At 45.2% G+C, this 24,512-nt stretch carries 18 protein-coding genes and 1 riboswitch; of the genes, 5 read left to right on the forward strand and 13 right to left on the reverse strand.

Annotated elements, in window-relative coordinates:
- Positions 1–38 precede the first annotated feature (38 nt).
- Positions 39–545, forward strand: coding sequence for a GNAT family N-acetyltransferase (locus E2K74_RS09540; RefSeq protein WP_151204219.1), 507 nt, complete (start codon positions 39–41; stop codon positions 543–545).
- 307 nt (positions 546–852) lie between these two features.
- Here the strand turns inward: E2K74_RS09540 and E2K74_RS09545 are convergent, their stop codons facing one another.
- The 5 genes from E2K74_RS09545 to E2K74_RS09565 form a co-directional block, all read right to left on the reverse strand.
- Positions 853–2,298, reverse strand: a complete 1,446-nt coding sequence (locus tag E2K74_RS09545) for a protein adenylyltransferase SelO (protein WP_151204218.1) — start codon at positions 2,296–2,298, stop codon at positions 853–855.
- 412 nt (positions 2,299–2,710) lie between these two features.
- On the reverse strand, positions 2,711–3,877 hold the full coding sequence (locus E2K74_RS09550; protein WP_151204217.1) for an acyl-CoA desaturase: 1,167 nt from the start codon (positions 3,875–3,877) through the stop codon (positions 2,711–2,713).
- A gap of 397 nt (positions 3,878–4,274) precedes the next feature.
- Complete coding sequence (locus E2K74_RS09555) at positions 4,275–4,988, reverse strand: glycerophosphodiester phosphodiesterase (protein WP_151204216.1); 714 nt, start codon at positions 4,986–4,988, stop codon at positions 4,275–4,277.
- 141 nt (positions 4,989–5,129) lie between these two features.
- Positions 5,130–5,714 (reverse strand): cob(I)yrinic acid a,c-diamide adenosyltransferase, encoded by a 585-nt coding sequence (locus tag E2K74_RS09560; protein WP_151204215.1) that lies wholly within the window; start codon positions 5,712–5,714, stop codon positions 5,130–5,132.
- A gap of 95 nt (positions 5,715–5,809) precedes the next feature.
- Complete coding sequence (locus E2K74_RS09565; RefSeq protein WP_151204214.1) at positions 5,810–7,660, reverse strand: TonB-dependent receptor plug domain-containing protein; 1,851 nt, start codon at positions 7,658–7,660, stop codon at positions 5,810–5,812.
- 37 nt (positions 7,661–7,697) lie between these two features.
- A riboswitch (cobalamin riboswitch) is annotated at positions 7,698–7,906 on the reverse strand.
- 144 nt (positions 7,907–8,050) lie between these two features.
- Here E2K74_RS09565 and E2K74_RS09570 point away from each other — a divergent pair.
- Both E2K74_RS09570 and trpB read left to right on the forward strand, forming a co-directional pair.
- Entirely contained in the window at positions 8,051–8,692 is a 642-nt protein-coding gene (locus tag E2K74_RS09570) for a phosphoribosylanthranilate isomerase (protein WP_151207283.1), read from the forward strand.
- Positions 8,676–9,905 (forward strand): tryptophan synthase subunit beta, encoded by a 1,230-nt coding sequence (gene trpB, locus E2K74_RS09575; RefSeq protein ID WP_151207285.1) that lies wholly within the window; start codon positions 8,676–8,678, stop codon positions 9,903–9,905. Before E2K74_RS09570 ends, trpB begins: the two co-directional genes overlap by 17 nt.
- Positions 9,906–10,094: 189 nt before the next feature.
- Here trpB and polA read toward each other — a convergent pair whose 3' ends face one another.
- Positions 10,095–12,860, reverse strand: a complete 2,766-nt coding sequence (gene polA / locus E2K74_RS09580) for a DNA polymerase I (RefSeq protein ID WP_151207287.1) — start codon at positions 12,858–12,860, stop codon at positions 10,095–10,097.
- A 163-nt stretch (positions 12,861–13,023) separates the two neighbouring features.
- Here polA and E2K74_RS09585 point away from each other — a divergent pair, with 163 nt between their 5' ends.
- Positions 13,024–15,726 carry a DUF2339 domain-containing protein gene (locus E2K74_RS09585; RefSeq protein WP_151207296.1) on the forward strand — a complete coding sequence of 901 codons (2,703 nt, stop codon included), beginning with the start codon at positions 13,024–13,026 and terminating at the stop codon, positions 15,724–15,726.
- A gap of 67 nt (positions 15,727–15,793) precedes the next feature.
- On the opposite strand, the gene E2K74_RS09590 is transcribed toward E2K74_RS09585, so the two are convergent.
- Entirely contained in the window at positions 15,794–16,717 is a 924-nt protein-coding gene (locus tag E2K74_RS09590; RefSeq protein WP_151204210.1) for a mechanosensitive ion channel family protein, read from the reverse strand.
- Positions 16,718–16,726: 9 nt separating this feature from the next.
- Positions 16,727–17,548 (reverse strand): hypothetical protein, encoded by an 822-nt coding sequence (locus tag E2K74_RS09595; RefSeq protein ID WP_151207289.1) that lies wholly within the window; start codon positions 17,546–17,548, stop codon positions 16,727–16,729.
- A 102-nt stretch (positions 17,549–17,650) separates the two neighbouring features.
- Between E2K74_RS09595 and gspE the strand changes: the two genes are divergently transcribed.
- Entirely contained in the window at positions 17,651–19,141 is a 1,491-nt protein-coding gene (gspE, locus tag E2K74_RS09600) for a type II secretion system ATPase GspE (RefSeq protein WP_151207290.1), read from the forward strand.
- Between the two features lie 553 nt (positions 19,142–19,694).
- On the opposite strand, the gene E2K74_RS09605 is transcribed toward gspE, so the two are convergent.
- The 5 genes from E2K74_RS09605 to E2K74_RS09625 form a co-directional block, all read right to left on the reverse strand.
- Positions 19,695–20,120 carry an organic hydroperoxide resistance protein gene (locus E2K74_RS09605; RefSeq protein ID WP_151205479.1) on the reverse strand — a complete coding sequence of 142 codons (426 nt, stop codon included), beginning with the start codon at positions 20,118–20,120 and terminating at the stop codon, positions 19,695–19,697.
- 116 nt (positions 20,121–20,236) lie between these two features.
- Positions 20,237–21,064 (reverse strand): carbon-nitrogen hydrolase family protein, encoded by an 828-nt coding sequence (locus E2K74_RS09610; RefSeq protein ID WP_151207292.1) that lies wholly within the window; start codon positions 21,062–21,064, stop codon positions 20,237–20,239.
- Positions 21,065–21,084: 20 nt separating this feature from the next.
- Entirely contained in the window at positions 21,085–21,603 is a 519-nt protein-coding gene (gene gigB / locus E2K74_RS09615) for an anti-anti-sigma factor GigB (protein ID WP_151205481.1), read from the reverse strand.
- Positions 21,604–22,022: 419 nt separating this feature from the next.
- Entirely contained in the window at positions 22,023–22,991 is a 969-nt protein-coding gene (gene gigA, locus E2K74_RS09620; protein ID WP_151207293.1) for an RsbU family protein phosphatase GigA, read from the reverse strand.
- Positions 22,992–23,095: 104 nt separating this feature from the next.
- The gene (locus tag E2K74_RS09625) at positions 23,096–24,001 is read right to left on the reverse strand and encodes a VacJ family lipoprotein (protein WP_151207295.1); all 906 of its coding nucleotides are present in this window, start codon (positions 23,999–24,001) and stop codon (positions 23,096–23,098) included.
- Between the last annotated feature and the right edge of the window lie 511 nt (positions 24,002–24,512).

Raw genomic sequence — 24,512 nt, forward strand, 5'->3', positions numbered from 1 at the left:
CTTTTTTATGATGAGCAGAAAAAAGTTGAGATGCATTGATGACCCTCATAATCCGACTAGAACAGGCTGAAGATATTCAAAAGATTGCAGAGCTGACTCAGGCGGCCTTTGAACATGTAGAGTATTCAAGCCACACTGAACATTTTATTGTGAATACACTGCGTAAAAGAAATAAGCTCACTGTTTCATTGGTCGCCACAGATGATTGTCAAATTGTGGGACATGTGGCGATTTCGCCTGTACGATTATCCTCAGGAGATCAGGGCTGGTATGGCTTAGGCCCAATTTCAGTTGTACCATCTCGTCAAGGCTTCGGTATTGGCTCAGCATTGATAAATGCGGCTTTGAAGCAATTAAAAAACCGCAATGCTCAGGGATGTGTGCTATTGGGTGATCCAGCGTATTATGCACATTTTGGATTTAAAGCGATTAAAGATTTGAGGTTGGCAGATGTGCCAGCCGAATATTTTCAGGCGATCAGTTTTATTGGGTATTTTCCACAAGGGGAGGTATTCTATGACGAAGCATTTAATGCTACACAATAAGTATCAATTGAGTTTGAGTATGTCCTTTCGGTCTTTTTTGCTCCATGGCGCTGGCATGCGACGCTTTGCTCATCTGTAAGTTCCTTTAAAATGGTTTTTCCATACTCTATGGAACCATTACATAAGCCGTTGCTCAATACCATTCACCGGTTAATAGAATAGTTTCTATTGTTCCAATCTCATTTTCTACTTAAAGACACAGTGGTTTTTAGGCAAGGGTACGTCAGCCATTCGCTAGAAATAAGTCAAAAGAAAGCTGTGGAGAATGCTTGAATTATCCACAGCTTTGAGTCGGGTTGTGAAGAAATTAAGATGAACAGCTGACCATGACTTCTGGTACATCACTTGGTAAGGGGGCTAAATCTTCTGCTTGTTCTAGGTCTGGCTGTTTTAAATAAGGCTGGCTTAAGAGTTTAAATAGCCGATCGACTTCGGAAAAGTCATCCCGCTCCGCCAGTTCAATGGCTTTCTGTGCCATATGGTTACGCAGAATATAATGCGGATTGGCCAGCGCCATTGCACCATCCAATTCTGCAAGGTTTTGATGTTCACGGATCGTGTTATATAGACTTAAAAAGCTTTCAAATTGACGGCGATCCAGACAATCATCCTTGATTGCATCATATTCCCTATTTTGCAGGCGAATGAAGCTTTGGGTGTAATCCAGTTGCTCACTTTGCAAAATTCGTAAAAATGCCATGGCACAGTCAAAGCTGTCTTTATGAAAACGAGGCAGGCCCATTTTCTGGTTTAAGCCATTCCGATAATACTCAAGGAAGGTCGGCTCATAATGTTCCAGACATTCGGCCAGGTCCTGTTTCCATTGTTCTTTGTCATAGTTTTCAGGACACAGCGCAACCAGATTATTCAGCCACATCCACAGATTCCAGTGGCCAATGCTTGGCTGTTGCTGATAGGTATAACGCCCCTGATAATCTGAATGGTTGTTAATCCAGTTAGGGCGGAAACGCTCCATAAATCCATACGGACCAAAGTCCAGGGTGGAACCGGTAATATTCATGTTATCGGTGTTCATTACTCCATGTGCGAATCCAAGCAGTTGCCATTGGGCAATCATCAGAGCCGTACGCTGGATAACCTGGGTGGCAAAAGCCAGAATCGGCTGTTCAGCTTGCAGACATTCAGGATAATGCCATTCGATACATTTCTGGGTAAATTCAGGCAGTAACTCAGGCTGATATTGATTGATCCATTCGAAATGCCCGAAACGGATATGGCAATCTGAAGTCCGCAGTAACATGGCACCAGGCTCCAGTTTTTCCCGCTGCACGCCTTGAGCCGAAGAGGTAAAACCGACGGCATTACTCGATGCAACCCCTAAACAATTTAAAGCATGTCCTGCCAGATATTCCCGAATCACTGAACGCAGTACAGCGCGGCCATCTCCCATACGTGAATAAGGAGTGGTTCCTGCTCCCTTTAAATGCAGGTCAATGGTCTGGCCCTGCTGATCTAAAATCTGTGCGATCAGCAAACCTCGTCCATCGCCTAACTGTCCGGCCCACTGGCCGAACTGGTGTCCGGCATAGACCATGGCCAAGGGTTCAAATTCGGCAAAAGTTTTTTGACCACTACAAATCTCGACCCATTGTGCTTTATCCTCTTCAGACCATTGCAACTGTTCTGCGAGTGCAGCATTAAAGTGTCCTGCTTTTGCTCCTTTAAGTGGCAAAGGCATTTGCTGGTGATAGAGGCGGGCAGGGAGCTGAGGATAACGGGAATTAAAATGCATAAGGCACAGGATAATGAAATAATTAAGATCAATATAACAAAGAACCCTGTTTAAAACTGTTGTAAAAAGCAAGTATGCGTAAGAGAAAGTTGAATCAAAAAAGCTTCTTTGAAAGCAGGGAAGTGGGAAATGCTGCTCAGTGTAGAGTTGGTAAAACTTTTGTTTGAAAAGTTATGATGCTAGGATCGTTTTTAAAAGTTTGTCGAGAATTACTTTAGCCCCCGCAATATTTAAAACTTACAATTTTCCAGCTCTAAGCGCAAATCTGTAATGCGCATGCCATATTTGCCATACTCAGCTTAATTTAAAATTCCAGGTTTAAAATCGGAGAATGATCCTTAAAAAAAACGAAGGAGCTTATTTCTAAACTCCTTCATCGAATTGTATCGCCTAAACAGGACAGTTAATAAAATTACTGTGACACCGGCGCTTTCTTTAAATTACGCACCAACAGATTCAGGGTCTCACGATGGTGGGAAAGACGCTGTTCCACCAGCTGGAATTCAACTTTCAGCTTGTCATCCATCTGGTGAATTTTCTCTGCCATAGCAGCCCTTTTGATCTGGATTTCCTGTTCTTTTAATTTGGCCCAGTCATTTAAGGTGTGGGTAAATGCTTCATATTCCAGAGCAATTTTGCTTTTGACATTGGCCATGTCTTCAGTCACGTTATGACCATATACTGCCAGATCCTGCTCGGCATATTTGAACCGCATCGCCAGTTCTGCTTTTTTGATATTAAAACTCGGAATACGGCGCAGATTTTTTGCCAGTCCCAGTTTTGAACAGCTCCAGATCAGCCATTTGGTTGGATCATACTGCCACCATTTCACGCCATTACGGTAATCGTACTGGAAAATGTGATGATAGTTATGATAACCTTCACCCCAGGTCGCAATTGCCAGCCAGAAGTTGTCACGCGCCGTATTTTCATCGGTATATGGGCGTGAACCCCACATGTGGCACAACGAGTTGATAAAGAACGTTACGTGATGGCTTAGAATCAGCCGCACCAGACCACCCAGTAGCAATACGCCCCAGACATCCCCCACAGCCCAGCCAATTGGCAGTAGGATGGCAGCATGGACTGCAATTACCAGAGGGACATAATATTTGTGCTGGAACATCACCACTTTATCATTCAGCAAATCAGGTGCATTTTTATAATTCGGTTCCGCGGCAGGATAATCGCGAAGCATCCAGCCTAGGTGTGCATACCAGAAACCGTTGTTAATAGAATAGGGATCTTTTTCCACATCATCCACATGGCGGTGATGGGTACGATGACCAGAACCCCAGTACAAAATACTGTTCTGTACGGCAAAGGTTCCCATAATCATCAGAATGATTTTTAAAGGCAAGGTGGCCTCATAAGCACGATGTGCCCAAAGGCGATGGTATCCCGCTGTAATACCCAGGCTACTCACGCCCAGTAGAACAAACATGCTGATCCAAGCGGCAAGGCTGAAATCATGGTGATACGCATATAAGGGAATTGCGATCACAGCGACAATGGGCAAAACCACCAAAGCAAAGACTGCGACCCAATTAATTGGGGCTTGAGGTAGGGGAGCATTCATCTCCAACAGCACTCCTGGAACCTGGGAAGGTATAACAAAAAGCAGAGACTACTGCCTGATTTAACAGCAGCAAACTGGTTCATCTTAGCACGCCCCCTGCACCATCACTAGCATTATTGTACAATTGTATTGTACTGGCCGGTAACAGGATAATGAGGGTCTTGGAGGTTATTTTTCTCATCAAGAAAGCATGTTGTTTTCTATTAAATATTTAATCTTTATGAATATTATTAATCTGTCTATGGGGTTAAAACACTTTAAGTGAATATTGGCTTTTGATCCTGAATTCACAGATATAAAACAGGGGAAAAAGAAAATATAACCCGATTTTTGGAAATTTTTATTCTAAAAAATAAGATGGATAAACCTGAATCAAAAAGCAGCGTAATATTACACTTTAAAGTTGCTGCATCATTAATTTGGGATAATCAGTAATCAGGCCTTGAATGCCCCAGTCGCGTAACTCTTTGGCACGGGTCACATCATTGACTGTCCACACGCTAATGCTAAGTGCTGCAGCCTGAGTGGTCCGAATGATGTCTTTGCTGGCTAATTCATCCATCCAGCCAATCTGGCAGCAGCCCAGTTGCAGTGCCTGATCAATCGCCAGATATTTCACATCCGTTTCGACTAAAAGGCCGCGTTTTAAACGGGATTTTTGTTGTTGCAGGGCTTGATGAATTTTGAGGTCAAAACTGGTGATGACGACAGACTGTTCAAAGCCTTGCAATTGCTGTTCGAGTTCAGTGGTGATTTTTTCAGCGTCCGCTTCAGAGGCCACACTTTTGACTTCGACTTCAATATGATCAAAATTCTGAATGATCGTTAAGGTCTGATCCAGCAGAGGCGTGGCTTCAACCTTATGCCATTCCGACCAGCTAACGGCCTGGTTATATAAGGACAGATCCTGACGGCTACATTCATAGAGCGGTTTTTGTAAACCGGTGGTGCGCACAAAGTCATCATCATGCATGATGATCAGTGCATTGTCCTTTAGTTGGCGTACATCAAACTCGACCGCGCTAATTCCAATATCCTGAATGTACTGAAAACCGCCAAGCGTGTTTTCCGGTGCTTCGCCACGCGCACCACGATGACCAATTATGCGCATAGACTGCTCATAAATTGAGAAGGTGAATTCATTATAGGTGTGCGATATGACAAAAAATGATAAGCCCTATTGTCGTCAGATGCTGTGTAAATTCAAGCTACATCTGACGCGTATTTTTAGATGCTAAACTGAAATATAATTTTACTTTTCGATGCTGTCATTGATGTTTTTCTGCCACAGAACCTCTAAACCGCCTTCAGCACGCTGCCAGGTACGTGAGGCCACAAACAGCCAGTCAGAGAGACGATTCAGTAACTGTAGCGAAGCCGCTTGAATATTCTGGTCACGGGAGTGAACCGACATTACGCTGCGTTCTGCACGGCGACATACTGCACGAGCCTGATGGGCAAAACTGCAGACCAAACTACCCGCAGGCAAAATAAAGTCTTTCAGCATCGGTAAGGCTTCATTCATGCGGTCAATATCATTTTCTAGAAATTCAATGGCAACGGGTTGTACCAGATTAAAGTTGGGAATGCAGACTTCACCTCCCAGATCGAACAGCCAGTGCTGGATCAGACTCAGGGATTTATCCCAAGTGGCTTTATCTTCGATTGAACTTACGGAAATTTGTGCGCGTAATACCCCAATAATTGCATTCAGCTCATCCACATCACCCAGTGCAGTGATGCGTAAATCATCTTTAGCCACACGTGAGCCATCGCCCAGTCCTGTGGTGCCTGAATCGCCGGTGCGGGTATAGATTTTACTTAAACGGTGGCCCATGATAGATCCTAAAATAATTAAATGCGGTAAATAAAAAGAATCATGCCATAGGCATGACATGATTCTCAAAAGTATTTATTTAAACTGTTGTGAACTTAATATTTGAAAGTAACACCAGCAGAGGCGAGTCGGCCACCGTTGATGTAATATACCCCATCCAGACTGCCATCATAAGCTGCCTTATATTCCACATCACCAATATTTTGGATGTTGCTAAAGAGCTTGAGGTTAGGGTTGATATTCCAGTAACCATGCAAGTCGACTGTGGCATAGCCCGGTGTATGCTGAGCAGTATCCCAGTCTTTGGCTTTAGACTTGGCAATTAGAGCTGCACTAAGGCCGTATAATTCATTTTGAATACCAGCCGATATAGTTAGAGTCTGGCGTGGACGACGAAGTAAATCGGTATCGCTTATCTCGTTACTTGCCTTTACATAGTGATAGCTGGTTTTTGCAAAGTAATCATTCTGCTTCCAGTTGAGGAAGGCTTCAGCACCTTGCATACGAGCTTCTGCAATGTTGTCGAGGCCCCACGGTGCAGTAGAGGCATAGTCAATCAGTTGATCAATATCGGTATGATAGACAGAAGCTCCCCAGTTCCATGCTGTATTGATTTGATGGTCAAAACCTAGCTCATAAGAGGTGCTTTCTTCAGGCTTTAGATCGGGATTTGCTGAAGAGCCGTAATAGAGGTCATTAACAGTAGGTGCCTTAAAGGCTGTCCCTATATTGCTATAGAGACTGAAAGCCGGAGTCAGGTGATAACGTGCGCCGGCCTGAGCCACATTATGGGAACCATATTTTTCATGATCTTCGATACGATAGCCAGCTTGGGTGCTTAAACGATCAGATTGATATTGATGCTGAATATAATAACCTGTGGTGTCCAAAGCCTGATCGAAAGAGGATACAGCTTTATTGGTTTTGGTTTCCAGGGTTTTATGGGTGGTGCCAAGTGTAATGTTTTGACGCGAACCTAGCTGCTGTTTAAGCATGAGTTCATATTCGTTAGACGTATATTCCGTTATTTCAAAACTGTTTAGCTGTTCCAGATAGTCTTCAAAACGCGAAATACGTGCATCGGCCCTTAAGGTCGGCTTAAGTTGGGTATATGCTTTTAAAGTCGTAATGTTGTTTTTGAAGGCTTGAGCCTTGTCGACGTAACCCGCGCTGTTCCAGTCAAAAGCTTGATAAACCGAAGTCCCTTCATTTTCATTATAGTCCACGCTGAAACCATAGTGGTCTTTGGCCACTCCTGCTTTGGCAGAAAAACCTTTTTGATCATAATTAGATGGAGTCGCATCGGCATGATCAGTAATGTGAGTTCCATCACTTTCAAGGCGTTGGCCACGCAGCTGTGCAAAGAAATCATCTTGTGCAAAATCTGCCCCGATCAGGCTTTTATAGGTATGATGTTCACCGGCTTCAGTTGTTATAAATGCAGCAGGTTTTGTCGGAGTTTGAGAAATAATCTGAACCACGCCCCCAATGGCATTCGTGCCATACAGGACAGAAGCAGGGCCTTTGAGTACTTCAATTTGCTTAATGTCGGTAGTATCTAGAAAGTTTAAAGAGGCAAGACCATTGGCTTCGTTATTGAGGCGGACGCCATCACGCATGACCAGAGTGTGGTCTGAATCTGTACCGCGCATGAAGATTGAGGTTTGCTGACCATAACCGCCAAGCTGTACGACATTGATTGCTGCTTCGGAGCGGAGTAAATCGGCCAATTGTGCGATAGGTGATTGCTCTATGATTTCAGGATCAATGATATTAATCCGCGCCGGTACATTTTCAATTTTTTCTTCCGAACGGGTTGCCGTCACCACAATGGTATCCAAAGATGCTTGTGCAAATTTTTGCTCGGTAGCATACACAGATGAAGTAAAACCCAACGCAAGCGCGATTGCACCTACCAAGGCAGTAGGTTGAAATTGAATAGACATGATATGTGCTCCATACATTCACTCCCCGTGAATGATTGAGTTAAAGAACACAACAAGCAGGTATCCGGACTTAAATGCAGTATTTCGCTACTTACTTATCCACCTTCCCACATCGAATATGCAGTGGCGTAAATCAACAGGATTTATAAAGATAAGCTTTTCATTTTTTACCGTTGCGGGGGCAGTGCTGGATTTACACCAGCTTCCCTAAAGCGAAAGGCTTTGACTTGTTGCAAGTTGTGCGCAGTATAAAGTTGGACACAGATTTAAACAATCTGAATTGAGAATAATCCGTATGAACTTTACGCAAGTTTAAAAATTTGCATTACAATGATTCGCCCCAATCTCATAGATCGGCTATGACATGGGTAGATGTAGAGCCAAAAAACGATGCGAACCCGTGCCAAAATTTGCGGAATTACCCGTGTTGAAGATGTACACGCCGTTGTTCGGGCCGGTGCCGATGCAATCGGATTTGTGTTCTATCCGCCGAGTCCGCGCAGTGTGACAGTGATACAGGCAGAAGCTCTCATCCAGGCCGTACCCGCCTATGTACAGGTGGTTGGGCTATTTGTGAACAGTACGCTTGAAGAAATTCAGCTTCTTTTAAAAACCGTGCCGCTGGATATCCTGCAATTTCATGGTGACGAAACACCTGAACAGTGCCAAAGTATGGCACAGGCTGTAAGTCGGCGTTGGTACAAGGCCATTCAGGTCAAACCGGAGCTGGATATCGTTGCAGAAATTCAACGCTACCAGAAGGCAGGGGCCAGTGCCGTGCTGTTAGACGCATGGCATCCAGACTTAAAAGGTGGCACCGGGCACAGCTTTGACTGGAACACATTTCCCCAACTCAATATTCCTTTGATCTTGGCAGGGGGGTTAAATCCTGACAATATCGAACAGGCAATTCTCACCACACATGCGTATGCGGTGGACGTGAGCGGCGGTGTCGAGTCCGCAAAAGGTATTAAAGACCAACAACTCATCGAACGCTTTATGCAAGGAGTCCTACGTGGATCAGCAAAATAATGTGATTGACTATACCCAATTCCCGGATGAACGCGGGCATTTCGGTATTCATGGCGGGCGTTTTGTGTCAGAAACTCTTATGGCAGCTCTGGAAGACCTGGAGAAGCTGTATTTCCGTATGAAAAATGACGAACAGTTTTTGGCAGAATTCGACCGTGACCTCGCTTACTACGTAGGTCGTCCAAGTCCGCTTTATCATGCTGAACGATGGTCGAAAGAGTTGGGTGGTGCGCAAATTTACTTGAAACGTGAAGACTTAAACCATACAGGTTCGCATAAAGTTAATAACACAATTGGTCAGGCGCTGCTGGCAAAACTGTCTGGTAAAAAACGAATTATTGCCGAAACAGGTGCGGGCCAGCATGGGGTGGCAACCGCAACAATTGCTGCACGTTTGGGCCTTGAATGTGTGGTTTTTATGGGTGCAGAAGACGTGAAACGTCAGGCGATGAACGTCTATCGGATGCGTCTGCTCGGTGCGACTGTAGTACCGGTTGAAAGCGGCTCTAAAACCCTGAAAGATGCCATGAATGAAGCCATGCGCGATTGGGTGACCAATGTGGATTCAACTTATTATGTGATTGGTACGGTTGCAGGTCCACATCCATATCCGCAACTGGTTCGTGATTTCCAGTCGATTATCGGTCGTGAAGCACGCCGTCAGATTCAGGAACAGGCTGGCCGTTTACCGGATGCACTGGTGGCCTGTGTGGGTGGTGGTTCAAATGCGATGGGCCTATTCTATCCGTTCTTAAACGATCAAGACGTGAAAATGTATGGTGTTGAAGCAGCAGGCTATGGCATTGAATCCGGCAAGCATTCTGCACCTTTAAATGCAGGTCATGTCGGAGTATTGCATGGTAACCGGACTTATTTAATGTCTGATGATCAAGGTCAGATTATTGAAACCCATTCAATTTCTGCGGGGCTGGATTATCCGGGCGTGGGGCCTGAGCATAGCTTCCTGAAAGATATGCACCGTGTCAATTATATGCCGATTAATGATCAGGAAGCTTTACAGGGTTTCCGTGATTTGACCAAAATTGAAGGTATTATTCCTGCGCTGGAAAGCTCGCATGCAATGGCTTATGTGACCAAACTTGCTCCAGCGATGGAGAAAGATCAGATCATTATTGCGACGGTCTCGGGCCGTGGAGATAAGGACTTGATGACGGTCGCGCGTATTGATGGTGTAGAAATGGTAGAAATGTAATCGGATTTTGAACTGTCTTGAGTCCTTCTCTGAGAAGGACAGCATAGACTCTAGTCAACTTGAAACAGCACCTGAAAATTGCAGGTGCTGTTTCATTAAAGACAGTATAAAGTAAAGCAAGAAGCGGCTATCAATAGCCGCTTCTTGCTTGTAATGCTTCTCCGCTTTCACCAGGAGAAAAATGACGGATTAATGTGCTTCATCCCAGTTTTTGCCCTTACCGACTTCAACTACCAGTGGCACAGAGATTTCAATCACCGATTGCATGACCTCAGCCAGTTTTGGGGCCAGCTCATCAGCAATGGCTTCATCGACCTCAAATACCAGTTCGTCATGCACTTGTAGCAGCATTTTAGCCTGATCTTTAGGCAGCATTTTGTCAACTTCGACCATGGCTATTTTAATAATATCGGCTGCCGAGCCCTGTAAAGGCGCATTAATAGCAGCACGTTCTGCGGCCTTGCGTACCATCATGTTACGCGCATCAATGTCCGGAGTATATAAACGGCGTCCAAGAATGGTTTCAACAAAGCCTTGTTCCAGAGCAACCTGACGGGTGCGCTGCATATATTCATAAATTCCCGGGTAACGGCGGAAATACTGTTTGATATATTCCTGTGATTCCTGACGGGTAAAGCCGAGCTGGCGCGTCAGGCCAAATTCAGACATGCCATATAACAGGCCGAAGTTAACAGCCTTGGCCTGACGACGCTGGTCACTGCTGACCTCTTCGAGTGGAATACCTAGAACTTCGGCAGCAGTACGGCGGTGTACGTCCTGTCCATGAATAAAGGCATCGACCAGCGCATCATCCTGAGACAGATGTGCCATCAGGCGTAACTCGATTTGTGAATAGTCGGCTGCCAGCAGGACGCGACCTTCGGGTGCAATAAAGGCTTTACGGATTTGACGGCCGATTTCGGTACGAATCGGAATGTTTTGCAGGTTCGGATCGGTTGAAGATAAACGGCCAGTCGCAGTGAGTGCCTGATGATAACTGGTATGGACGCGATGTGAGCTATTATTGACCTGCTTTAACAGGCCGTCGGTATAAGTGCTTTTTAGTTTGGATAGGCCGCGATACTCCAGAATCAGTTCGGCAATCGGATGTTCCAGTTTTTCTAAAACGCTTTCACTGGTGCTGTATTGTCCGGTCGCGGTCTTTTTACCGCCTTTTAAACCCAGTTTTTCAAATAAAACTTCACCGACCTGTTTCGGAGAGCTGACATTAAACGCTTCACCGGCCATTTCTGTGATCTGGTTTTCTAAGGCTTGCATGGTTTTAGAAAAATCGCAGCTCAACTGATCCAGAAAGCCGAGGTCAAGCTGAATCCCGTTTTCTTCCATGCTGGTCAGGACGCGTGCTACCGGCATTTCAATATTGTGCAGAAGATTGACCAGTTCCGGATAGGCTTGCAGTTTTGCACTTAAAACTTCATAAAGTCGATACGTTACATGCGCATCTTCTGCGGCATAGTGCGTTGCAGTCTCAATCTCAATCTGGTTAAAGGTTTTCTGTTTGGCACCTTTACCGGCCACCTGTTCATAGGTGGTGGTTAAATGGCTTAAATAAAGACGTGCGACATCATCCATGCCATGCCGGGTTGCAACCGAGTTAAGGACATAAGAGGCGAGCATGGTATCAAAATACCAGCCTGCTAAATGAATACCGTGATTCTCCAGTATATGTGCATCGTATTTCAGATGATGGCCAATTTTCTGAATCGCCTCATCTTCCAGAATCGGTTTGAGCTGCGCCAGAATATCTTCACGATTGAGCTGTTCAGGTACACCTTCATAATCATGTGCCAGCGGGATGTAATAGGCATTTTCTGCATCAAAAGCCACTGAGAAACCGACAATTCGCGCCACGCGATAATCCAGACTGGTGGTTTCGGTATCAAAAGCAAAGCGTTTTTCTGTGCTGAGACGCTCCAATAGCTGGTCCCAGTCGTCCTGATTTAAAACTGTATGATAGGTCGCCTTACCGAGCTGGTCATTCTCACTACTGAGCGTTGCTTGCTGGTCATCCACCTCTTCAGGCTCAGAGGCGGCTTTAGCAGTTATAGATTGGGCCGCCTGTTTATAATTGCGGTTATTCGGGTTATGAGGATGATCCAGCGACTGTAACTGATTACGGAATTCCAGCTCGGTATACAGATTGCGTAAAGCTTCAACATTCGGTTCTTGCAGCTTCAGGTCCTCATAGCCAAAACTCAAATCCAGATCGCAAATAATACTGGCCAGTTGATGATCCAGAGTGATGCCCTCGACATTGTCTTTAATATTCTGGCCGACTTTCCCTTTGATCTTGTCGACATTTTCCAGAATGCTACCGATGCAGCCATATTCAGTCAGCAGTTTGGCAGCAGTTTTGGCACCCACTCCCGGTACACCTTTAATACCATCCGAGGCATCACCCATCAGGGTCAGATAGTCAATGATCTGGTTGGGCCACACGCCAAACTTTTCAAAAACCCCATCGACATCCATTGGTTTTTCTTTAAAGCTGTCTTCCAGGGTCACTTTGTCGGTCACCAGCTGGGCCATATCTTTATCACCGGTAGAAATCAGTACCTGATGGCCCAGCGCTTCAGCACGTTTGGCCAGGGTGCCAATGATGTCATCTGCCTCAGCACCCGGCAGCATATGCAAGGGAATGCCCAAGGCACGGATCAGGGCATGTAAATACGGGATCTGCTGAGATAATTCTTCCGGCATGCTGGGACGGTCACCCTTATAAATCGGTGACAGTTCATGGCGGAAGGTCGGTTCTGGTGTATCGAAGATCACAGCCATATAAGTCGGCTGGGTACGGCGCATCAGTTTTTGAATGGCAGAAATCGCACCACGAATTGCATTGGTGTGCAGACCGGTTGACGTGGTTAATGGTGGTACTGCGTGAAAGGCACGAAATAAAAAGTAAGAGCCATCGACCAAGACAAATGGTGGCATGTAATCAATTCCTTATTCAAAAAACTGCTTTATTGTACGTGATTTTTACTGCACTCGCTGAGGCAAGTCCCGTTCCACAGCTTAGCGAATATCGGGTGAAGATGAAATAAGCAGTGCCAGCTGTTGTATGATGGAAAAGTTCAGGAGAGAGAGAATGATAAGAATGACAGCAGGGCAAAATGAGTTGCGTATGATCTGGCTGATTAGCCTTTTTATCATTGGGGTCAGTGCTTGGTATCTGGATTTGCAGATCGTTACTTATTTATCTGGCTTGGGCTTTTTGATCAGCGTGATGCAATATATCAGTGCGGTGGAAACATCAGTACGTGATATGGCCAGTCCGGCGCAGCGTATTGTTCCGGCCAACTCTAAAGTTCCACTGTATATCTCTTCTATTATCGCGATTGTGGGTGGGGTAAGCGAACTCAACTGGCTGATAGGCATCGGGGTAACTGCCTGGATTTTCTTTCTCTTGCGCTGGCTGCAACGTCTGGAACGGAGTGTCCTTCAGCTACAAGCGCGCCATCCATCTGCAAAGCAGGCTCATCCAAACAGCATGCCAGAAGATATGGCAGAACCGGTAAGGGAGTCATCTGTTTCGGAACAGCCACAGCTTATTGAGCAAATCCAGCACTGGATTTTTCGTGGTAATCCGGTGTTAAAAGCTGCAATTACCATTCTGGTGATTGGCATTATTTTATTATTGCGTTTTGCGACAGAGCACTGGCAACTCAGCCTGGCGGTGAAATTAGCACTGGTGGCGCTGGCTGCCCTCATGGTGACCGGACTGGGCTATGCTTTAATGGCGAAAAACCGGAGTTTTGCTCTGGCACTGGAAGGCTTGGGGCTGGGTGCCCTGTTCCTGACCTTATTTTTTGCCTATTACAGTCTGGTGATTCCTGGCTTGGTGCTGGCCGCTCTGGTTTTTATGATTATTCTGGCGCTGACCCTCTACTTAAGTCTGAAACAGGACAGTATTGAACTGGCAGTGATGGCCTTATTTATAGCTTATCTGGCACCGTTTACCCTGCCAACTCGAGATGCTTCTGCGGTGGAGTTTATCAGCTATTATCTGCTGATCAATATCGGAGTATTGTTGCTGAGCAGTTTCAAGCCCTGGAAAATTCTGAACCAGATTGCTTTTTTGGTCACCGTCATGGTCGGTGGACTCTATAGCCTGATACATGGCACCACCCATGAACGCTATCGTATGACCGCTCTGATTCTTGCCCATAGCACAGTCTTTATCTGGCTAGGTTTTCGCTTTAGCCAGTTGCTGGCCAAGCAGGATCTGTCCCGTTTTCGCTTAAAACCGGTACTTGATCTGGCCCTCATTTTCGCTGCCCCGATTATTGCCTATCTCTTTTTATACCTGATCCATTTTAACCAGCCTGAGCAGAAACTCTGGCAAGCCGGTTTAAGTCTGCTATTTGCTTTGGTCTTTGCCATCTGTTGGCACGTGGTTCGTCATAGAGAAACGGTTCAGATCATTTCACAAAGCTATCTGAGCCTGATGCTGATTTTCCTGGCGCTGATTCCACCTATTTTATTGACAGAGCAGTGGAGCGTTGTGGGCTGGGCTATTGAAGGACTACTCATCTATCTCTGGGCCTTGGAAAAAAATATCCGTGTCGCACATTACCTGAGCATGGGACTGTTGCTGATGGCAGGATTCAGTAGCCTATATTATCTGGTTGAGCTTAATCCGATACCTCGAGAGATCTACTGGATTCTGAGCGTCTGCTATGTGGCCGTGGTCTTTCTTAGCCAGCTCAAAGCCGAATACCGCCAGCAGCTGAATAGTTTCAGTATCAGCTTTCTAAGCCTACTCAGTTTTGCCGCAACCCTGATTCTCTTTGCCTTGCTAGAAGATGAGTTTGCTCAGGACTATGCCTATAGTTTGAGCTTGTTCAGTCTTACGCTTGGTTATGTCATTTTAAGTGAAATCGTCCAGCATAAACATCAGGAATGGGGCTGGTTATTGCCCAAATGGAGCGGGCTTACACCTTTGATGGTGATTGCAGTCATCGTGGCTGTGGATCATAGTCAGAATGCCGTACTGGTCTGGCAAAGTGATCTGGAACGTGGCGTATTTGGCTTCTCAGCGCTATTGCTGACTACGTTATGGCTAAGACCGATAAAGGGCATGGAGCTGTCTAAAGAGTGGATGAGTTTTGGTGGATTCAGCAGTTTGGCCTTGGCCAGCCTCTGTCTGATGCCGAGCATGCTTTATCTGAGTATGGTGATTTTACCGCTGGTTTTCTGGCTCTGGTGCTATAGGCAACCAGCAAATTCAGACTGGTGTTTGTTCTGGCAGAGTAAAAGCTGTCTGTTTCTGATGGGAGGGTGGTTACTGTGCTCACAACTTTTCAATCGGCAAGCTTTTGAATACTACTGGCTGCCGCTACTCAATCCCTTTGATCTGATTAGCTTGGCGATGCTGACCAGTTTTATCTGGATGCTGTTACAACAAATTCGGGCCGGACAGGACCGCGGCATGATGTCGGTGTTGATGGTACTGAGTCTGCTGTGGCTGTCGAGTTATATCGTTTTACGCGCCTTACATATGTATCTGCAAACCCCCTTTAATAGTCTGGCGCTATGGAGCAATGCCACAGTCCAGCTGAGCCTGACCATCCTGTGGGTATTGCTGGCATGGGTAACCATGTGGACTGCAACCTTAAAAAAACTTAAACCGATGTGGGTTCTAGGGGGCAGTATTCTGGTGATAGTCAGTTTGAAACTGGTGTTATTCGACCTGTCGCATACTGGTACGCTGACCCGGGTGATTTCTTTCCTGCTGGCTGGTGGAGTGATGTTATTCATTGCCTATATTGCACCGATGCCAGAGGGAGAAAAGATCTAAGAAGAGCTTCAAGATGGTTTGAGTAGTTCACCCCCTCCCTTGGTAAAAGGGAGGGGGTGGAACGACATTATTTTAAATACGGCTCTCTTTTTAACTCTTTTTCATTGGCATATTGGTCAATCTCTGCATTTTCCAGTGGGCGGGACAGTGGATGATCGACAAAGCCCATTTTCGGAACTGGAATCTCAATCTGGTTGTCGACAAAGCCGTTACGAATCCGTTCCTGCATTTCATCTCGTACTTGCAAATAATTTTCCTGCTGACACCAAATGGCAAACAGTAATTCAATTGAAGATTCACGGAAGGCAGTCACTGTTACCGCCGGTTTCGGATCAGCCAGAACTAGCGGATATTTATTGGCAACATCAAGCAGTACTTCACGCACTTTAATAATGTCTTCATGAAAGTTAATCGCCAGAGTAATCGGAATGCGCCGGATCGGGAATTTGGACAGGTTCTGTACTGGGGCACGAATCAGCTGTTCATTCGGCAAACGCACATAAATATTGTCCTGGGTCAAAAGCTTGACCGAGAGCAAGTCAATAGAGATGACTTCACCTTCAATTGCATGTCCGCGAATTAAGGTAATCTGAATAGTGTCGCCCACCTCAAAAGAGCCTTCACCAATCAGGAACAGTCCGCTGATCAGGTTGGAAGCAGACGTTTGTGAAGCAAAACCCAGAGCGACTGTTAAAATCCCCGCAGCACCCAGGAAGACACTCAGTTTAAAGCCGGCTTCTTTCAAGCTGGCCATAATGAATAGCAAGAAGATGAAATAAAAAATCCCGCGCCGCCAGACCAGTTTCTGATGCGCATTGAAACGCATACCGATAGTGCGAATAAACGTATTGGAAACAAAACGTGCAATCAGAAAACCAATAAAACTTAATACCACTGCCACCAGAACTTCAGTCAGGCGCTCCGTATTAATATTGGTAAATACGGCCTTGAGACTGCTGGTGATTTCGGCTGGAAGACTCGAATTAGGCATCACACGCTCTTAGAAAAATGAATCAAACATATTAAATAAATTTCCCGCCGGATCACGCGGTGGATGTAAATAATTAACTTCGCCTGCATGGGGAGGAGTGCGGTTTTCCACCCGAATCCGCGGCGGACGGTCCAGTCCTTCATGCAATACTTTAATTTGAGATGTCCATAAGCGCCCAGTACTTTCACTATAAAAGAGGGGCAAGGCCAGAACGGGAACACTCATGCGGTCAAAACGCAGCTGCTGGTGACTGGTATTATGAAACTCAATTGGGGTGACAGCCCGAAACGCACGGGGACGTAATTGCTTCAGTTCAGTCCGGCCATCGACCGCGGTAGCATAACAAATTTCACCCGAGCGATGATTCGGTCCGAACCAGGTGTCTTTGGGTAGAATTACCGGAAGATCAAAAATGGGTTCACGTTGACCTTCGACAAAACCGGCAATCCAAAGCGGGGTACTGATATATAAAGTCCCGCGCTGACCGGCTGGAATATAAATCGGATCAACCGGTTTAATCACTACCGAGCGATCAGCCAGGCGAGGCATCAGCTGCAGTTTGCTTTGAGTCAGCTTGAACATATAGCGTTCGATTTTGACCGGCGAAGGGAAGGCAAAATGTGGATCATCAATCTGATGCCACTGCTGCTCATAATCATACTGTACCGCAGGCCGGTAATATTCCAGACGCCACTCCTGCAAGCCGCGGGTCAGGCGGAACAGCAGGGAGCCGAATTGCCAAGCCTTAGATTCATTAATTTCAAAATTCTGCTCTCCCCACCACTGTATTTTGGGAGATGTTAAGCTATATTCCTCTTGATCTTGTGACAATCCTGGCTCCCTTTCTTGCTAAATCTTTGAAAACATACTTCACGCTGTCATATGCTTAGAGTACACTCAATTTAAATTTTTTCATCATTATTATAATCTGCAATGCAAGTACTGAAACAATTACAAATTCCATATAGTTTCGCCAAGCGTCATGGTGTGCTGTTGCGTTATGAGGGTGATCAGGCCTTCATTGTCCGCCGGGACAATACCTCCATGCTTGCATTGCAGGAAGCACGCCGCTTACTGGGACATCCTGCGCATTATCTGCTGTATAGCGAGCAGGAATTTAACCAGTTGCTGAGTGCCAGTTTTGCTGGCGACAGTGGCGAGTCGCAGCAGGTCGCAGCTGGTCTGGAAGACCATCCCGACTTGCTTAGCCTGGCCGAATCGGTTCCGGAAGCTGAAGACCTGATGGATCAGGAAGATGATGCGCCCATTGTCCGGCTGATTAATGCCTTATTGTCCGAAGCCATTCGGGTAGGTGCCTCGGATATCCATGTCGAATCATTTGAGAAAAGACTGTCTGTACGCCTGCGTGTCGATGGGCAACTGCGCGAGATTGTCCAGCCACGCCGTGAACTGGCTCCTTTGCTGGTTTCCCGGATTAAAGTGATGGCCAAGCTGGATATTGCCGAAAAGCGCATTCCCCAGGATGGCCGTATTTCCTTACGTCTGGCAGGACGTGAAGTCGATGTTCGGGTCTCGACCTTGCCTTCGTCTTATGGTGAACGGGTGGTAATGCGTCTGCTGGATAAGCAGGCTGGCCGCCTCAATATGACCCATCTGGGCCTAATGAGTAAAGACTATGAGCGTTTAAAGACGCTGGTACATCGTCCGCATGGAATTATTCTGGTCACCGGCCCTACGGGTTCGGGTAAAACCACTACCTTATATGCCGCGCTGTCTGATCTGAATGATGGTTCTAAAAATATTCTGACCGCAGAAGACCCAGTAGAGTATCAACTGGAAGGGATTGGCCAGACTCAGGTCAATACCAAAGTTGATATGACTTTTGCCCGGGCTTTAAAAGCCATGCTGCGTCAGGATCCTGATGTGGTGATGGTCGGTGAAATTCGTGATCTGGAAACTGCAGAAATTGCGGTACAGGCCTCGCTTACCGGTCATCTGGTACTTTCCACATTACATACCAATACTGCAATTGGTGCCGTGACCCGTCTCAAAGATATGGGCATCGAACCATTTTTATTATCCAGCTCTTTAATTGGGGTGGTAGCTCAGCGGTTGGTTCGGACTTTATGTCCGCACTGCGCGACCTGGCAAGCAGCAGATAGTTTTGAAAAAGGTCTGTTTGAAAATATCGAGCATCCACAGGAATTAAAATTACCGCAACCGCAAGGCTGTGAACGCTGTGGCAATACCGGTTTTAGCGGGCGTACCGCGATTTATGAAATTGTACCGGTAGATGACCATATGCGCCGTTTGATTCATGGCAATGCCGCAGAATATGAACTGGAAAATTATGCACGCCAGCAGTCTGGCTCCATTCGGGATGATGGCTTGCGTAAAGTCTTGGCAGGGAAAACCACGATTGAAGAAGTGCTGCGTGTTACCAATGAAGCGGCGGAGTCATGAAAATACGCTTCTTTGTTTTTTAACATGCTTGAAGCTGTTAGAGCACTGATATTCTCAAAATGCAATTTGCAGAGTCTGTGCCAAGAAAAGGGGCACTCGTCCTTTCGCCGTTAAGCCATAAATATGATGAGGGATAGTGATAAAACCCCAATAAAACCTTAAAAGGGTATTATTTATTATTTTGAATAGGGTTAATGGGCTATTGACCTAAATTAATCTATGTTTCGATCAATTGCTTGTATCTAACCTAATGGATATGAAAGGAAACTCTTTTTAAAAAACTTGTTTTTCATGGGGGCATTTTTATTGACCATCCTTGAAAATAATGAAAAACCGACTTGAGAGCAAGCCGGTCTTTTTTGAATGGTTGTACTATATTCAGCTAAAGAAACTTATGGATAGTCAATCTTATGGTTTATTTTCAAGCTTTCTTTCCTCAATGTGCTGAATAAGTGGGCTAGAAAGAAAAGAGCATCTAATAAATATTATTCCATATGACGCCCGTTAATTTAATCCACATCAACATCTATCCAGATGAATGGTGGCTTGAAAATCAAACAATCACATTTAATACCACATCAATATTACCACGGGTGGCATTTGAATAAGGGCAGACAATATGTGCTGCATCTACCAGTTTTTGAGCTTCAGCTCGGTCCATGCCTTCTAAATGAATGTTTAAGGTCACTTCAATACCAAAGCCTGTTGGAATCGGACCAATGCCTACATCACCTTCAATATAGGCATCTTTACTGATATTAAGCTTGTCACGGTTCGCAACAAATTTCATTGCACCTAAAAAGCAGGCGGAATAACCTGCGGCAAACAGTTGTTCAGGGTTGGTGCCGCCACCTGGGCCGCCCATTTCTTTAGGCACCGCCAATTGTACATTCAGAATCTGATCATCGGTGGTGGCATGGCCATCACGACCACCGGTGGCTTTGGCATGTGCGGTATATACAGCTTTTTCTAATGACATAAGATGAATCCCTATTTATTTTAATAGAGCTTCTATACTCCCTAATTTTTGGCCCAGTATAAGAGGGATTTTGTTAATTTATGCAAGTAGTATGCAGTCAGGGGGTTAAAACTCGCTTAGGAAAGCTGCAATAATTTACGATGTTCGATAAGTGGCATGGCTTTCCGCACTTTGGCCTGTTCAGCCAGATCAAATTCGACCGTAATAATCTGTGCTCCTTCCGCATGTACCATATCCAGAAGTTGACCGCGGCTATTTGCAGCTGCGCTATGTCCCCAGGTTTGACGTTTTTCGCCGTGCCAGCCTTGTTGCGCTGCACCTAGAACCGTACACTGGGTGTCCATGCTGCGTGCCTGTAATAATAACTGCCAGTGCATTTGTCCGGTGGTATAGGTAAAAGCAGAAGGTGCAGTCAAAATATTTGCGCCTTGGGCACGCAGCTTCAGGGCAAGTTCAGGAAAGCGCAGGTCATAACAGACCATCAGGCCGATATTTCCAAAAGGTGTTTGAGCCACAACTAATTCATCACCGGGTTCAAAGAACCTGGATTCCTGGTAGCCACCGACTGCATCACCCACCTGTACATCAAACAGGTGAATCTTGTCATAACGGGCTTCAGTCCGCTCCGGGCTGATACAGAGACTTACAGTACGTACCCGACCATCTTCAATCACAGAACCATCAGGACGATAAGGGCAGGGTAAAGTTCCTGCGACAATCCAGATCTGATATTGCTGAGCAAGCTGCTCCAGACGCTGCTGGATTGCTTCAAACTGGGCTGCAGTTTCGCGCTGCTTTCCTGCGGCGAAACAGACGAAATTTTCAGGAAAGACAATCAGCTCTGCCCCTTGGGCTTTACTCTGTTGAATTAATGACTCGATTACTGTGAAATTTTGTTCAATTTCATTTTGGGAATTCATTTGTGCAACAGAAACTAAAGTCATGGAGGCTCCTTATGGTCGGTTCATACCTTTTGTTCGGAAGTTTTATCTAAACTGTCTTGTTCTTTCTGTAACTGTTTGACCAGAGGTTCAAACATATTCTGGTTGCTCTGATTTAGCTTCATTAAGGTCTTGTGGGCATCCAGAACAGTACTCAGCATCGCCTGATGGGTGATATGTTCTTCCATCAGGGCGCGCGTACATACATTTGAATCACCACAGTAATTCAGAATCACGAAAACCTGTCCCAAGCCCATACTATTGGCCAGAGTGGTAATATCCGAGTTGGTAGACAACATAACCGGCTGAATTTCATGGATTTGCTTGAGTTTCAGTCCTAACTTTGCCAAGACACCCAGTACAGTACTATCAATGAAGCTGGTTTCAGTCAGATCCACTATTGCACCAACCACGTTGTCTTGCTGTTCAAGTTTGTTCAGTAATTTATCTAGACTAATACAAGATTGAGCACGCACTTCGCCAATAAGCTTAAAAATATGCGTTCCATTCAAACTTGCATATTCAACATGACCTGTTGACATATAAATGCCATTTGCAGAGAAGGATATTAAATTATCCCATAGGGTACTTAGATACTCAAGTAGCCGAAAGTCCTGATTAAATTAAGTGCTTATAAAGCCTGTAAATATATTAGGCTGTGTTGATATTTCATAAATGGCTTGTACTGTAAGCTAAAACTCAGCGGATGAGACATGAAACCAAGGAAATCAGGCTATTGCCAAGCTTCATAACGAAATTTGAGACAGTTTTAGCTGCATGACAAGCACAAAGCGTTGCTTTGTTTAAAGCGCAAAGATGAGTATATTTTCTGCTGCTATCTGGTGATGAGTGATTCATCTAGAATGACTAACTTTCTGGCCTGATGCCTTATGCCAGCTAAAAAATCTTGCGAGGCCTATCTCTTGCGTCGCAAACATAGGCGGAGTATCGACAGACCCTATTACTTGACCCTTATAAAACTTAGGAAAGCAATATCATCAGCGACATGTTCGGGTATTTCAAGTGATTGATTTTTAAGGTGGTGTAGAAGGTGGGTAAACTGTTCGTTCAGGCCGCCTTCAAAGGGTTCCAGAGCGCCATCGGAGCAGATGAAAAAGCGAGCATTACGGCTTAAGATATATTCATATTCTTCAACTTCCAGCTCTTCGGTCAGTCCCAGAGGAAAACTGCTGGTTGTAAAAATTTTAGGTTCCTGGTTGGGCTCAAGGATAATCGGCGGTGGATAATGTCCTGCACTGGACCATTTTAAGACATGAGTTTCAAGGTTCAGTACTCCAGCAATCATGGTGATATGTTTTTCAATATTTTCCTGAACCAGCATGCCATTGAGCTTTTTGATCAGCTCGCGAGGCGTTTTGGAGCGGCCATGAAAGGCAGCCATCCATGAGGTTAATAAACTGCTGGTGACACCATGTCCCGACACATCTGCCAGATAAAATAAGACCTCTTTATCGCTAATTTTCCAGTAATCATACCAGTCACCTGATAAATAGGCCGAAGGCTGAAAACAGGTTTCGACCTCATAATTAAGCAGTTCAATCGGATTGGGCAATAGGCGTTTTTGCAGTTCTGCGGCAGAAGGCAGATCACGGCTATCCTGGTTGCGTTTATATTGTGCATCAATTTTTTGTAGAGCGGGAAGTGGTTGTTCCGGCAGTTGGTTCCAGATCCATCCAGCCAAGGCACCCTGTTGCCAAGCCTGTGCCAGCGCAGTCCCTTCATGTTCCAGAGCCAGGACAATCGTTGGAAGATTCCACTGATAATGCAAATAATCATGTACATCAGCAATTGCAATAATCGTAGCATCATACAGCTCATGGTCATCCGGCAGGATGACTTGAACATGCGGAAGTGCCTCAAGAACCTGGTCCAGATAGGGAATATCACGAGTGGGTTGAATGAAATACATAGATAGATGATTCGATCTTAGGGCTGTCTACTTAAGGTGTACTATAACAAGCAAATTATGGCTAGCGCACAGATTTCGCTAACCATTTAATTAAAATATCGGACTTAGAAGAGTTCGTTGGTGGTGTTGAATTCAGGCTCATTAAAAGACTCGTCTGCCGGACCTTCATCATCAAAGTCATCCTCGAGAAAGAGAGACTCTTGCTCAGTACCCTTCTTTTCAGCAATGGCATAATTGGTTCGTTGCAAATAGATGTCACGAATCTGCGCATAACGATCACCTGTCAGCACACTTTCGACATCCAGATATTCGCTACGTGTATCAATACCGCGCCAGAACTGGTCGGCCCAGTACAAGCCATCGTGATCTTCCAGCATATATTTTTGTGGACGCGCTTGACTGTCGGCTAATGTTCCAATCACGCCACGTACTGAACTTGGACCCAAAATAGGCAACATCAGATAAGGCCCAGAAGGAACACCGTAATATCCTAAGGTCGTTGCAAATTTTTCATCTTCATGAGTGAGACCTAAACGACGTGCAGGATCTGCCAGACCCAAAGTGGTCAAGGTGTTAATGGTAAAACGGCCTAAAGATTTTGCTGCGTGTGCTGGGCGGCCTTGGATCAACTGGTTAACCGCATTCCAAGGTTCGCCTAAATTACTGCGAAAATGGGTGTAACTGCCACGAACTTCTTGAGGGAGCTTTTCTTTATACTGTACAGCTACCGGACGTACAATTGTACGGTCAATGGCATCATTAAATTGATATACCTTTCTGTTCCAGAATTGAAAAGGATCTTTTACTTCTTCTGCTTGAGCAGCAGTAGCATCTACTTTAAGCTGGCTTTGCAGATGATTGACCTTAGAAGAAATTTTGGCTCTTAAAGGGACTGGTGTAAAGGTGACAGATTCACTTTCCATCTCAAGCCCAGTATTTTCCTCAGCTGCAAAAGATGAACTAGAGGCCAAAGCGAGTAAACATAGAGATAAGTAAATTGAGCGATGCATAAGGAAAATCCCGAGGCCTTTTTCTGAGTATGGTGGCACTGTTCAACTAAAATAATAAACTGTATTGTCACGAATAGGAGGAATTTAAGCGAAATTGTATAGAAAATGAATTAAAACATCATAAATGGCTAAAAAAAAGACATGTAATTTAATTTTTTAAAAATAGGTGTTGCAAGCTCCCTGAAATACTGTAGAATGCACATCCATCGGCAGTGATGAGGATTAAAACTTGTTAGGAAACAAGGATTTAGCACAAGGTGTTGAGTTTAGGTGTCTTGAATGAGTTTAAAAATAATCGGATTTACTGGTTGACTTTCTACAAAGAAAGCGTAACATAGCCGACCTAGCTTGCTGCTGACGAAGTAGCAAGAAGATCATTAAGAGATTATGAAGAACAACTTGTGTGGATTTTTACTGGTTGATTGATCGAAATATTATCATTGATTGATTGGTTTAAATTACTCGAAGTTTATTTGAGAGAATTTGTCAGAAAATTGATGAGCCAAGATTG

Origin of the sequence: Acinetobacter sp. RF15B, assembly GCF_007558235.1 — a bacterium.
Taxonomy (GTDB): Bacteria; Pseudomonadota; Gammaproteobacteria; order Pseudomonadales; family Moraxellaceae; genus Acinetobacter; species Acinetobacter lwoffii_C.

Bases quoted from the DNA above. Each gene is read 5' to 3' on its own strand.
- E2K74_RS09605 (WP_151205479.1), bottom strand. From the start codon at position 20,120: ATGTCATTAGAAAAAGCTGTATATACCGCACATGCCAAAGCCACCGGT.
- E2K74_RS09610 (WP_151207292.1), bottom strand. From the start codon at position 21,064: ATGACTTTAGTTTCTGTTGCACAAATGAATTCCCAAAATGAAATTGAA.
- E2K74_RS09555 (WP_151204216.1), bottom strand. From the start codon at position 4,988: ATGCGCATAATTGGTCATCGTGGTGCGCGTGGCGAAGCACCGGAAAAC.
- E2K74_RS09550 (WP_151204217.1), bottom strand. From the start codon at position 3,877: ATGAATGCTCCCCTACCTCAAGCCCCAATTAATTGGGTCGCAGTCTTT.
- E2K74_RS09625 (WP_151207295.1), bottom strand. From the start codon at position 24,001: ATGCATCGCTCAATTTACTTATCTCTATGTTTACTCGCTTTGGCCTCT.
- E2K74_RS09570 (WP_151207283.1), top strand. From the start codon at position 8,051: ATGCGAACCCGTGCCAAAATTTGCGGAATTACCCGTGTTGAAGATGTA.
- gigB (WP_151205481.1), bottom strand. From the start codon at position 21,603: ATGTCAACAGGTCATGTTGAATATGCAAGTTTGAATGGAACGCATATT.
- E2K74_RS09565 (WP_151204214.1), bottom strand. From the start codon at position 7,660: ATGTCTATTCAATTTCAACCTACTGCCTTGGTAGGTGCAATCGCGCTT.
- polA (WP_151207287.1), bottom strand. From the start codon at position 12,860: ATGCCACCATTTGTCTTGGTCGATGGCTCTTACTTTTTATTTCGTGCC.
- E2K74_RS09560 (WP_151204215.1), bottom strand. From the start codon at position 5,714: ATGGGCCACCGTTTAAGTAAAATCTATACCCGCACCGGCGATTCAGGC.
- E2K74_RS09590 (WP_151204210.1), bottom strand. From the start codon at position 16,717: ATGCCTAATTCGAGTCTTCCAGCCGAAATCACCAGCAGTCTCAAGGCC.
- gspE (WP_151207290.1), top strand. From the start codon at position 17,651: ATGCAAGTACTGAAACAATTACAAATTCCATATAGTTTCGCCAAGCGT.
- E2K74_RS09545 (WP_151204218.1), bottom strand. From the start codon at position 2,298: ATGCATTTTAATTCCCGTTATCCTCAGCTCCCTGCCCGCCTCTATCAC.
- gigA (WP_151207293.1), bottom strand. From the start codon at position 22,991: ATGTATTTCATTCAACCCACTCGTGATATTCCCTATCTGGACCAGGTT.
- E2K74_RS09585 (WP_151207296.1), top strand. From the start codon at position 13,024: ATGACAGCAGGGCAAAATGAGTTGCGTATGATCTGGCTGATTAGCCTT.
- E2K74_RS09540 (WP_151204219.1), top strand. From the start codon at position 39: ATGACCCTCATAATCCGACTAGAACAGGCTGAAGATATTCAAAAGATT.